Genomic DNA, 11,554 nt, shown 5'->3' on the forward strand with positions numbered 1-11,554 from the left:
GGGCGGATGTCAGTGCCGGGCTCTAGGCTGGCCGGGTGTCCAAAAAGCCGGTGAGAGCACAGGCCAAGGGGGGCTGGAAGGGTGACCGCACGCCGTGATTCCGCTGTGGGCGAACAGGCTTCCTCTGAACCAGAGAATGCGACAAAAGGGACAAGGATGCCACCGGTGAGGAAGCCTGCAGCAAAGAAGACGACGGCGGCGGCAGCAAAGAAGACGACGGCGAAGAAGCCCACCACCGCGGTGAAGCCCACCCCCACCAAGAAGGCCAAGCCCGCCAAACAAACCACCCCCGCCAAACAAACCAAGCCCGAGTCCCGTACCGCCCTCGTCCGCCGCGCCCGCCGCATCAACCGCGAGCTCGCCGAGGTGTACTCGTACGCGCACCCCGAGCTGGACTTCGAAAACCCCTTCGAGCTCCTGGTGGCCACGGTCCTCTCCGCGCAGACCACCGACCTGAGGGTGAACCAGACGACCCCGCGCCTCTTCGCCGCGTACCCGACCCCGGAGGACCTGGCCGCGGCCAACCCCGAAGAGGTCGAGGAACTGATCAGGCCGACCGGGTTCTTCCGGGCGAAGACGAAGTCGATCATGGGCCTCGCCGCGGCCCTCCGGGACAACCACGGCGGCGAGGTCCCCGGCCGCATAGAGGACCTGGTCAAGCTGCCCGGCGTAGGCCGCAAAACGGCGTTCGTGGTGCTCGGCAACGCCTTCGGAGTCCCCGGAATCACCGTGGACACCCACTTCGGGCGCCTCGTCCGCCGGTGGAAGTGGACCGAGGAGACCGACCCGGAGAAGGTCGAGGCCGCCATCGCCGACCTCTTCCCGAAGAGCGAGTGGACGATGCTCTCGCACCGGGTGATCTTCCACGGCCGCCGCATCTGCCACGCCCGCAAGCCCGCCTGCGGCGCCTGCCCCATCGCCGGCCTCTGCCCGTCGTACGGGGAGGGCGAGACCGACCCGGAGAAGGCGAAGAAGCTCCTCAAGTACGAGATGGGCGGCCTGCCGGGCCAGCGTCTCAAGCCCCCGCCGGACTACCCGGGAAAGGCGGCGCCGCCACTGGGCGCCGCATGAGCGAGGAACCAACCGAGGGGCCACAGGCGTTGTCCACAGTTGGACGGGGGTGCCGATGACGCACGCGAGCGATACAGGCGAGACAACCGACACGAGCGATGCGCACATGACGAACGGGAACGGCTTCCAGGGGCACGGCCACACCGGCACCCCCGACGAGCACGGCCGCACAGACAGCCCCAACGGCCACGTGCGCCTCAGCACCGAAGGCCTCCCCGCCTGGCTGGCCCCCGTCGTCCGCGCCGCGAAGACCGTCAAGCCGACCCAGCTCAGCCGCTTCCTGCCCCCGGAGAGCGGCGCCGGACGCCAGTCCGCCGTACTGATCCTCTTCGGAGAGGGCGCCCAAGGTCCCGAGCTGCTCCTGATGGAGCGCTCCGGAAGCCTGCGCTCGCACGCCGGCCAGCCTTCCTTCCCGGGCGGCTCCCTCGACCCCGAGGACGGCGATCCGCTGACGGACGGCCCTCTGAGGGCCGCCCTGCGCGAGGCCGAGGAGGAGACCGGGCTCGACCCCAGGGGCGTCCAACTCTTCGGCGTGCTGCCCCGCCTCTTCATCCCGGTGAGCGATTTCGTCGTCACGCCCGTACTGGGATGGTGGCGTTCACCCAGTCCCGTAGGCGTGGTCGATCCGGCCGAGACGGCCCGTGTCTTCACGGTCCCCGTGGCCGATCTCACGGATCCCGACAACCGCGCGACGGCCGTCCACCCGCGCGGCCACGAAGGCCCCGCCTTCCTCGTCGAATCCGCTCTGGTCTGGGGCTTTACGGCCGGGGTGATCGACAAGATCCTGCACTTCGCGGGCTGGGAGCGCCCCTGGGACCGTACGAAGCAGGTCCCGCTCGACTGGCGCGCATGACAAGGTTGCGGGGACGTGGCGACCGCGATGCGAGGCGAGGATTGAATCGGTGAACGTGCTGGACATCCTGTTGGTGGTCGCCGCCGTGTGGTTCGCGGTGGTCGGCTATCGCCAGGGATTCGTCGTCGGCATCCTGTCGGTGATCGGTTTCCTGGGCGGCGGCCTCGTCGCGGTGTACCTGCTGCCCGTCATCTGGGGCGCCTTCACGGACGACAAGCAGGCGGTGGGCACGACGGCCGCCGTCGTCGCCGTCGTCATCGTGATCGTCTGCGCCTCGATCGGCCAGGCCTTCACCACGCACCTGGGCAACAAGCTGCGCAGATACATCACCTGGCAGCCCGCCCGCGCCCTGGACGCGACGGGCGGCGCCCTGGTCAACGTGGTGGCGATGCTCCTCGTCGCCTGGCTGATCGGCTCCGCCCTCGCGGGTACGACGCTGCCGACGCTCGGCAAGGAGGTCCGTAACTCCAAGATCCTGCTCGGCGTCTCGCGCGCCTTGCCCAACCAGGCCGACACCTGGTTCGCGGACTTCTCATCCGTCCTCGCGCGCAACGGCTTCCCGCAGGTCTTCAGCCCGTTTTCGAACGAGCCCATCACCGAGGTGCAGGCCCCCGACCCCAGGCTCGCCAAGAGCGCGGTCGCGACGAAGGCCAAGCAGTCCATCGTGAAGGTGCAGGGCGAGGCCCGCGGCTGCGGCAAGGTCCTCGAAGGCACCGGCTTCGTCTTCTCCGACCGCCGCGTGATGACGAACGCGCATGTGGTGGGCGGCGTGGACGAGCCGACGGTGCAGATAGGCGGAGACGGCCGGACGTACGACGCGAAGGTCGTGCTCTACGACTGGGAGCGCGACATCGCCGTACTCGACGTGCCGACCCTCCAGGCGCCCGCGCTGCAGTTCACGTCGAAGGACGCGGTCAGCGGTGACAACGCGATCGTCGCGGGCTTCCCGGAGAACGGTCCCTACGACGTGCGCCCCGCGCGCGTGCGCGGCCGCATCACGGCCAACGGCCCGGACATCTACCACCGGGGCACCGTGCGCCGCGATGTGTACTCGCTCTACGCGACCGTCCGCCAGGGCAACTCCGGCGGCCCGCTGCTCACGCCGGACGGCAAGGTGTACGGCGTGGTGTTCGCGAAGTCCCTCGACGACCCGGACACCGGCTACGCGCTCACGGCAGACGAGGTCCGCGAGGACATCGAGGCCGGCCGCACCGCCAACCAGGAGGTCGACAGCGAGGGCTGCGCGCTCTAGCCGAGCGGGGGCGTCACGGCGGGAATCGCCGGGGCGCCCGGGGGATCAGTCGCGCGTATGACGCAGCCGCGCCGAGACCCAGCGGGCCCTGCGGCGCAAGATGCGTGGAATGCCGATGCCCTGAGCAGGGCCTTCGTGGCCCGGATCGTGCGGGCCGCCCCCCTCATGGCTGTTCAGCGCTGTGGCCGAGCGGCGGTTGCGTGCTGCGTCACTGTAGTCGTGCGTCCAGCCCATACCCCGACGTGTGCCCGTGCCTCAAGGTCGGTAACCGCGCCCAGGGGCCCCAATTGGCCTATGCGGGGGGCAAGTGGCCGTTCGTAGTACAGGCGTTCGCCCACCGGCGATTCAGGGGTCGATTCAGGGGCCCGAAACCCTCACCGATCCGGCTCGGGATCCTTCAGCCAGTTCACCAGCTCCGTCGAGAGGGCCACCGGGTCCTCCTCGTGCGGGCTGTGTTTTCCCGGGGGATAACCCCCGGACCCCCAGCCGAGCGCGGAGCTCCCCAGCCGATTGCGGGTGCCGTGCCCGGCACGGCAGTTGGCGGCGCCGACTACCGATCCGGCTCGGGATCCTTCAGCCAGTTCACCAGCTCCGTCGAGAAGGCCACCGGGTCCTCCTCGTGCGGAAAGTGCCCTAGGCCGTCGAACAGTCGCCAGCGGTACGGCGCTTCGACGTATTCGCCGGAGCCCGCCGCGCTCCTCGTACGCATCACGGGGTCGAGCGACCCGTGCAGATGCAGCGTGGGAACCTGCACCGGCCGCTTCATGCGGCGGTTGAACTGGATGCCGTCGGGGCGGGCCATCGAGCGCACCATCCAGCGGTACGGCTCGATCGAGCAGTGCGCCGTCGAGGGGATGGTCATGGCCCGCTGGTACGTCTCCACCGTCGCGTCGTCCGGCAGCCGCGGCCCCGACCAGTCCCGCACCAGACGCCCCACCAGGGCCGCGTCGTCCGCGACGAGTTGACGCTCCGGCAGCCACGGCCGCTGGAAGCCCCAGACGTACGACCCGGCGGCGGTCTGCTTGCGGTCCGACAGCATCGCCGAGCGCCAGCGCCGCGGATGCGGCATCGAGGAGACGGCCAGGCGGCGCACCAGCTTGGGCCGCATCACGGCCGCCGTCCACGCCAGATATCCGCCCAGGTCGTGCCCGACGAGCGCGGCGTCCGGCTCGCCGAGGGACCGGACGACGCCCGTGATGTCGAGCGCGAGGTTCGCCGGGTCGTAGCCGCGCGGCGTACGGTCGCTGCCGCCCACGCCCCGCAGGTCCATCGCGACCGCACGGAACCCCGCGTCGGCGAGCGCCACCATCTGGTGCCGCCAGGTCCACCAGAACTGCGGGAAGCCGTGCAGAAGCAGCACCAGCGGCCCCTCGCCCATCTCGGCGATGTGGAAGCGCGCGCCGTTGGCGGCGACATCCCGGTGGGCCACCTTTCTCCCGCCCGGGACTTCGATGCGTACGAGCGAGGGCGGCTGGGCCGAAAGAGGGGCGGGGTCCGTCATGAAGACGAGCGTGCCACAGCCGGGGCCTTCTCACCGACACGGTCGACGACGGCACCCGCGGGGCTCACCGCGCGGGGGTGCGGCTTGACGTTCCCCAGCACGGCAGCCGTCTCCTTGGCCGAAGCGGCCGCCTTCTGCGGGCCCCTGCCCTTCTTGGCCTTCTTCGCGAAGATGACGCCGATGAGCGCGAGGAGCCCCGCGACCAGCACGTTCGCCGCGAAGGACAGCACGAAGCAGATCGCCAGATTCCAGCCGCTCCAGGTCTCGATGCCGTACGCGAGGGCGAAGCTCAGCATCGGCAGCGAGAAGATCAGCACCGCGCCCGCCGCGGCGAACGCGGCACCGCCGACCGCACCCCGCTTGACGTCCTGCCGCAGCTGCGCCTTGGCCAGCGCGATCTCGTCGTGCACCAGCGCCGACATCTCGCTGGTCGCGGTGGAGACCAGCTGACCGAGGCTGCGCTCGGTGCCGACGGGCCCGTCGGGTGCGCTCATCGCGTACTCCCTCTTCCGTAAGCGTGCATAAGCCTGCTCGGATACGTCTGTTCAGATACGACTGCTCAGCTAGGTCTGCGCAGCAATTCTGCTAAGTCTGCGCAGATAAGTCTGCTCAGATCATGCCGGACCCTCGTCATCGGCGCGTGCCCCGCCCGACACTTCGGCAAGCCTGCGGTGTTCGGCGGCCTTCTTCTCGTAGATCGCGGCCATCCGCAGGTGGTACTCCGGCTTGTCCTGCTCGTAGATGTCGGGGATGCCGTCGAGGTCGTCGTCGCGCTCCTCGTCGGCCACCATCGCGTGGTACTTGGCGTTGCGGACTTTGAGCAGGATCGCGGAGAGCACGGCCGCGATGAGCGAGCCCATCAGGACGGCGGCCTTGATCTCGTCGGTGAGCAGCGGGTCCTCGGTGAAGGCGAGTTCGCCGATCAGGAGCGAGACGGTGAAGCCGATCCCGGCGAGCGAGGCGACCGCGAAGACGTCCGGCCAGGCCAGTTCGTCGTTGAGCTCGGCCTTGGTGAAGCGCGCCGCGAGCCAGGTGCCGCCGAAGATGCCGACCGCCTTGCCGACCACGAGACCGAGCACCACACCGAGCGTCTCCGGCTTGGTGAATACGTCCCCGAGCGCACCGCCCGACACCGCCACACCGGCGCTGAACAGCGCGAACAGCGGCACGGCGAGGCCCGCGGAGAGCGGGCGCACCAGGTGCTCGATGTGCTCGCCCGGCGAGTGCTCCTCGTCGTCGCGGCGGGTGCAGCGCAGCATCAGGCCCATCGCGACACCGGCGATGGTGGCGTGGATGCCGCTGTTGTACATCAGGCCCCAGATGACCAGGGCCAGCGGAACGTAGATGTACCAGCCGCGCACACCCTTGCGCAGCAGCACCCAGAAGACCGCGAGGCCGACGACCGCGCCGCCGAGCGCCGCGAAGTCGATGTCGCTGGTGAAGAAGACCGCGATGATCAGGATCGCGAAGAGGTCGTCGACGACGGCGAGCGTGAGCAGGAAGGCACGCAGCGCGGACGGCAGGGACGTGCCGATGACCGCGAGGACCGCGAGCGCGAAGGCGATGTCGGTGGCGGTCGGCACGGCCCAGCCGTCCATCGAGCCACCGCCGACGGTGTTGGTCAGGACGTACACGAGGGCGGGCACGGCCATGCCGCAGAGCGCCGCGACGACGGGCAGGGCGGCGGCCTTGGGGTCGCGCAGATCGCCGGCGACCAGCTCGCGCTTGAGTTCGATGCCGGCGACGAAGAAGAAGACGGCGAGCAGCCCGTCGGCGGCCCAGTGCTGGATGGAGAGGTCGAGGCCGAGCGAGGCCGGACCCATGTGGAAGCCGCTCACCGACTTGTACGACCCTGTGGCCGTGTTGGCCCAGATCAGCGCGGTGACGGCGGCGACGAGGAGGAGGACACCACCGACGGTCTCGGCACGCAGCGCGTTCGCGACGAAGTTCCGCTCGGGCAGCGAGAGCCGTCCGAGTACCTTGCGGTTGTTGCTGGGTGCGGGCGCGGCCACGGGGGTCGACCTCCGGTCGGTAGGCAGGACGAATCACATGCCGACCAGACTTCCCGGCGCACCTAGGTGTTTCTTGTCGCGATGTTGACGCGATCCTTAGCTTACCTAACATGCGTCCGGACGTATCCGGCGATCATCACTTTAGGCGCAAGAAGGGCACCCGGCGCGGTGCCGGATGCCCTTCTTGCGTACGTATGCTCAGCGACCCGAAGGGGCGCGGGGAACTCTCAGTCCTCGCTCGGCGCAGCCGGCAGCTTCGTCTGGATCAGGTCCATGACCGAGGAGTCGGTCAGCGTGGTGACGTCACCCAGCTCCCGGTTCTCCGCGACATCACGCAGCAGCCGCCGCATGATCTTCCCGGACCGCGTCTTCGGCAGCTCGGCCACCGGCAGGATCCGCTTCGGCTTGGCGATCGGGCCGAGCGTCGCGCCCACGTGGCCCCGCAGATCCGCGACGAGCCCCTCGGCCTCCGCGTCGGCGGAACCCCGCAGGATCACGAAGGCCACGATGGCCTGACCCGTCGTCTCGTCCGCCGCGCCGACGACCGCAGCCTCGGCGACGGAGGGGTGCGAGACGAGCGCCGACTCGACCTCGGTGGTGGAGATGTTGTGCCCGGAAACGAGCATCACGTCATCGACCCGCCCGAGGAGCCAGATGTCGCCGTCGTCGTCCTTCTTGGCACCGTCTCCGGCGAAGTACTTGCCTTCGAAGCGCGACCAGTAGGTGTCGATGAACCGCTGGTCGTCGCCCCAGATGGTGCGCAGCATCGAGGGCCACGGCTCGGTCAGGACGAGATATCCACCGCCGCCATTCGGCACCTCCTGAGCCTCGTCGTCGACGACGGTGGCGGAGATGCCCGGCAGCGCGCGCTGGGCGCTGCCCGGCTTGGTCTCGGTGACGCCCGGCAGCGGCGAGATCATCATCGCGCCGGTCTCGGTCTGCCACCAGGTGTCCACGATCGGGCACGTGTCGGCGCCGATGTTCTTCCGGTACCAGATCCACGCCTCGGGGTTGATCGGCTCACCGACCGAGCCGAGGACGCGCAGTGAGGACAGGTCGAACTTCGCGGGGATGTCGTCGCCCCACTTCATGAACGTACGAATCGCCGTCGGCGCCGTGTAGAGGATGGTCACCCCGTACTTCTGCACGATCTCCCAGAAGCGCCCCTGGTGCGGGGTGTCGGGCGTCCCCTCGTACATGACCTGCGTCGCGCCGTTGGCCAGCGGCCCGTACGTGATGTACGAGTGGCCGGTCACCCAGCCGATGTCGGCCGTGCACCAGTAGACGTCGGTCTCCGGCTTGAGGTCGAAGACGGCGTGGTGGGTGTACGCGGCCTGCGTCAGATAACCGCCGGACGTGTGCAGGATGCCCTTCGGCTTACCCGTCGTACCCGACGTGTAGAGGATGAAGAGCGGGTTCTCCGCGTCGAAGGCCTCCGGGGTGTGCTCGGCGGACTGCCGCTCGGTGAGCTCGTGCCACCACACGTCGCGGCCCTCGGTCCACGCCACATCCTGGCCGGTACGGCGTACGACGAGGACGTGCTCGACGGAGCTTCCCTCGCGCGAGACGGCGTCGTCGACGGCGGGCTTGAGCGCGGCGGGCTTGCCCCTGCGGTACCCGCCGTCGGAGGTGATGACGACCTTGGCGTCGGCGTCCTTCACGCGTGTGGCGATGGCGTCGGCGGAGAAGCCGCCGAAGACCACGGAGTGCGCGGCGCCGATGCGGGCGCAGGCCAGCATCGCCACGACGGCCTCGGGAATCATCGGCAGATAGACGGCGACCCGGTCGCCCTGCCGGACGCCCAGCTCGGTCAGCGCGTTCGCGGCGCGGCTGACCTCGTCCTTCAGCTCGGCGTAGGTGATGGCCCGGCTGTCGCCGGGCTCACCCTCGAAGTGGATCGCCACACGGTCGCCGTTGCCGGCCTCCACATGGCGGTCCACGCAGTTGTACGCGACGTTGAGCTTGCCGTCGGCGAACCACTTCGCGAACGGCGGGTTCGACCAGTCCAGCGTCTCGGTCGGTTCGGTGGCCCAGGTCAGCCGGCGGGCCTGCTCGGCCCAGAAGCCGAGCCTGTCAGCCTTGGCCTGTTCATACGCCTCCGCGGTGACATTGGCGTTGGCCGCCAGGTCGGCCGGCGGCGCGAACCTTCGCTCTTCTTTAAGAAGGTTGGCCAGGCTTTCGTTGCTCACGACATCTCCCATTCCCAGGGTGTCCGTTGTGTCCCAAGCCACAGCTCATCAGACGTATACCCCTGGTGACAAGGGCCTGCCGAAAATTGGTTTAGACCTGTACTCGGGCGGATGACTCATCCTCCTGGGCCGGTGTCACCTGGTCGAAGACCTCGTCCTGACCCTCGGTCAGCAGATAGGCCTGCGCCTCACCTACGTGGAAGTACATCCCGTGCAGTTCGAGCGCGCCCTCGGCCATCCGCCGGGCCACCGCCTCATGGCCGCGCAGATGCTCCAACTGCTGCACCACATTGGTCAGACAGAGCTGCTCGACCGCGTCCGCGGGCGCCCGCCCCGCAAGCCGGGCCCAGGTCTTGTCGGCCTCGTACGCCGCCATGCGCTCAAGGCTCGGCATCCCGTGCCGCAGCCACCGCCGCAGGGGTGTCTGGGCGCCGCCGGGCGGCGTGTTGAGCAGGGCCTGCATCGCCCCGCACCCGGAGTGCCCGCACACGGTGATGGACCGCACCTTCAGCACGTCCACGGCGTACTCGATCGCCGCGGCCACCGAGTCGTCCCCGCTCTCGGCACCCGGCAGCGGCACCAGATTGCCGACATTGCGTACGACGAAGAGGTCGCCGGGGCCGCTCGACGTGATCATCGATGTGACGAGCCGGGAGTCGGCACAGGTCAGGAAGAGCTGCGAGGGGCGCTGCCCCTCGCGCGCGAGACGGGCCAGCTCGCCCCGCACATGCGGGGCCGTGTTCCGCTGGAACGCGCTGATGCCGCGCGCCAGTTGATGCCCGCTGGGCCGGGGCCGCCCGTCGCCCGGTGTCTCCTCGGGGCGGTCGCAGTGGTGGTTGCGCCAGGCCGTCCAGGGGCGGCAGCAGGAGTGCGACGTGCTCGCGGGCTCGGCGATCCGCGTCCCCGCGCGCCCGGTCACCTCGACTCTGCCGCCCTGCGCGGTGTGCGCGTCCTGCCAGCACTGCAGCGCCTCGTACGCGGCATGGTCCATGAAGGAGCCGTCCAACTCGACGACGGTGGCCGCCCCTTGGGGCACTAGATGCAGCGCCCTGCTGAGCCTCGGCACCGCGAGGAACGTCAACTGCCCGCGCACACGGACGTGGTGGACGCCGTCCTCCTCGGCGTGCGTGATCCGGGTTCGGGCGAGGCGGTGCAGCGCGACGGTCACGGCGACGGCGACGCCGAGGGCCACGCCTTCGAGCACGCCCAGGAAGACCACGCCGAGTGTCGTGATCGCGTAGACGAGGATCTCGCGGTGGCGGGTGATGGTGCGGATGTGGTTCAGGCTCACCATCTGGATGCCGACGGCCATCACCAGGGCGGCGAGCGCGGCGAGCGGGATCAGCTCCAGGACGGGGACGAGCAGCAGGGCGGCTACTACTACCCAAACGCCGTGCAGCATCGTGGAGTTCCTGCTGGCGGCGCCCGCTCGCACATTGGCCACGCTGCGCACCGCGACTCCTGCGACCGGCAGCCCGCCGAGCGCGCCGGAGACGACATTGGCGGCGCCCTGCCCGAGCAGCTCCCGGTCGAGATCGGAGCGGCCGACGCGGGACTGCCCCGCGGCCCGCCGGGAAGTGAGCTTGTCCACGGCGACCGCCCCGAGCAGCGACTGCACCCCGCACACCAGCGTGACGGTGAGCACGGCGGCGACGATCCCGAGCACGGGGCCTTCCGGGAGCCCGGCCAGCGCGTGACTGCGCCACGACGGCAGGTCGACCTTGGAGAGGCTGAGTCCGGCGACGCAGGCGCAGACGGTCGCCCCCGCGACGGCGACGAGCGGGGCCGGCACGACGCGCAGAACTCTCCCCGGGCGTCCGGGGATCCGCGGCCAGGCCAGCAGGACCGCCAGTGTCAGAAGGCTGATCGACAGGTCGGCCAGGTGCAGATCGGCCAACTGGGCGGGCAGCGCATGGAGGTTGTCCGGCACGGAGCTCTGCGGGGTGCCGCCGAGCACGATGTGCAGCTGGGCGACGGCGATGGCGACACCGATGCCGGCGAGCATGCCGTGCACGATGGCGGGGCTGACGGCGAGCGCGGAGCGGGCCACGCGCAGGCAGCCGAGGCCGAGTTGGGCGCATCCGGCGAGGACGGTGATGGCGCAGGTGGTGCGCCATCCATAGCGCTGGATGAGGTCGGCGGTGACGACCGTGAGGCCGGCGGCGGGGCCGCTCACCTGGAGCGGTGATCCGCCGAGCCGTCCGGCGACGAGTCCGCCGACGGCGGCGGCGACGAGCCCTGCCTGGAGCGGTGCTCCGGTGGCGAGCGCGATGCCGAGGGAGAGCGGCAGGGCGATCAGGAAGACGGCGATCGACGCGGAGAGGTCGGCGCCGGAGATGCGGAACTTGCGGAACCGGCTGTTCTTGCCGGACGGCGGGCCGTGGGGCTCGTGGTCGTGTGAGGCGTGAGTCGAGTCGGTGGCGTGGGTGGGGACAAAAGCGGTCATGGCTTCCCGTCTCCTCCGGGGCGGCGCGGTCGCGGGACAAGGGGTCCTCCGGCGGTCTCCGGAGGGCGGGGTCGCGGCCGTGGGTCACGGCGTTGCAGCGGCGGGATATCTCAACTCTCGGTAAACGAATCGTAATGGAGAGTAAAGGCCCTGGTTGGATAAATGGGTCAAATGGGGCATTGAATCACCCTGGCGAGTGAATAGAGCTATTTGTCGGCTTGTCGTAACGC

The 11,554-nt window shown here is 69.8% G+C and carries 9 protein-coding genes; 3 read left to right on the plus strand and 6 right to left on the minus strand.

The window, feature by feature from the left end; genetic code table 11:
* The first annotated feature begins 156 nt into the window (after positions 1-156).
* The 3 genes from nth to AB0G47_RS25515 all read left to right on the plus strand — a co-directional run bounded on the left by nth (position 157) and on the right by AB0G47_RS25515 (position 3,176).
* Entirely contained in the window at positions 157-1,071 is a 915-nt protein-coding gene (gene nth / locus AB0G47_RS25505; protein ID WP_360774172.1) for an endonuclease III, read from the plus strand.
* A gap of 106 nt (positions 1,072-1,177) precedes the next feature.
* On the plus strand, positions 1,178-1,924 hold the full coding sequence (locus tag AB0G47_RS25510; RefSeq protein ID WP_360774175.1) for a CoA pyrophosphatase: 747 nt from the start codon (positions 1,178-1,180) through the stop codon (positions 1,922-1,924).
* Between the two features lie 49 nt (positions 1,925-1,973).
* Positions 1,974-3,176, plus strand: coding sequence for a MarP family serine protease (locus AB0G47_RS25515; RefSeq protein ID WP_360774178.1), 1,203 nt, complete (start codon positions 1,974-1,976; stop codon positions 3,174-3,176).
* A gap of 45 nt (positions 3,177-3,221) precedes the next feature.
* Here the strand turns inward: AB0G47_RS25515 and AB0G47_RS25520 are convergent, their stop codons facing one another.
* The 6 genes from AB0G47_RS25520 to AB0G47_RS25545 all read right to left on the minus strand — a co-directional run bounded on the left by AB0G47_RS25520 (position 3,222) and on the right by AB0G47_RS25545 (position 11,324).
* Complete coding sequence (locus AB0G47_RS25520) at positions 3,222-3,410, minus strand: hypothetical protein (RefSeq protein ID WP_135333949.1); 189 nt, start codon at positions 3,408-3,410, stop codon at positions 3,222-3,224.
* 316 nt (positions 3,411-3,726) lie between these two features.
* A complete protein-coding gene (locus tag AB0G47_RS25525) occupies positions 3,727-4,677 on the minus strand; it encodes an alpha/beta hydrolase (RefSeq protein ID WP_360774181.1) in 951 nt (316 codons plus the stop codon).
* Positions 4,674-5,171: a phage holin family protein gene (locus tag AB0G47_RS25530; protein WP_360774184.1), complete on the minus strand. Its 498-nt coding sequence runs from the start codon at positions 5,169-5,171 to the stop codon at positions 4,674-4,676. Before AB0G47_RS25530 ends, AB0G47_RS25525 begins: the two co-directional genes overlap by 4 nt.
* A 120-nt stretch (positions 5,172-5,291) precedes the next feature.
* A complete protein-coding gene (nhaA, locus tag AB0G47_RS25535) occupies positions 5,292-6,689 on the minus strand; it encodes a Na+/H+ antiporter NhaA (RefSeq protein ID WP_360774187.1) in 1,398 nt (465 codons plus the stop codon).
* Positions 6,690-6,916: 227 nt separating this feature from the next.
* Positions 6,917-8,920 carry an acetate--CoA ligase gene (acs, locus tag AB0G47_RS25540; protein ID WP_360774189.1) on the minus strand — a complete coding sequence of 668 codons (2,004 nt, stop codon included), beginning with the start codon at positions 8,918-8,920 and terminating at the stop codon, positions 6,917-6,919.
* A gap of 49 nt (positions 8,921-8,969) precedes the next feature.
* Positions 8,970-11,324, minus strand: a complete 2,355-nt coding sequence (locus AB0G47_RS25545) for a SulP family inorganic anion transporter (RefSeq protein WP_360774192.1) — start codon at positions 11,322-11,324, stop codon at positions 8,970-8,972.
* Positions 11,325-11,554 lie beyond the last annotated feature (230 nt).

Origin of the sequence: Streptomyces sp. NPDC021622, assembly GCF_040640795.1 — a bacterium.
Classification (GTDB): Bacteria; Actinomycetota; Actinomycetes; order Streptomycetales; family Streptomycetaceae; genus Streptomyces.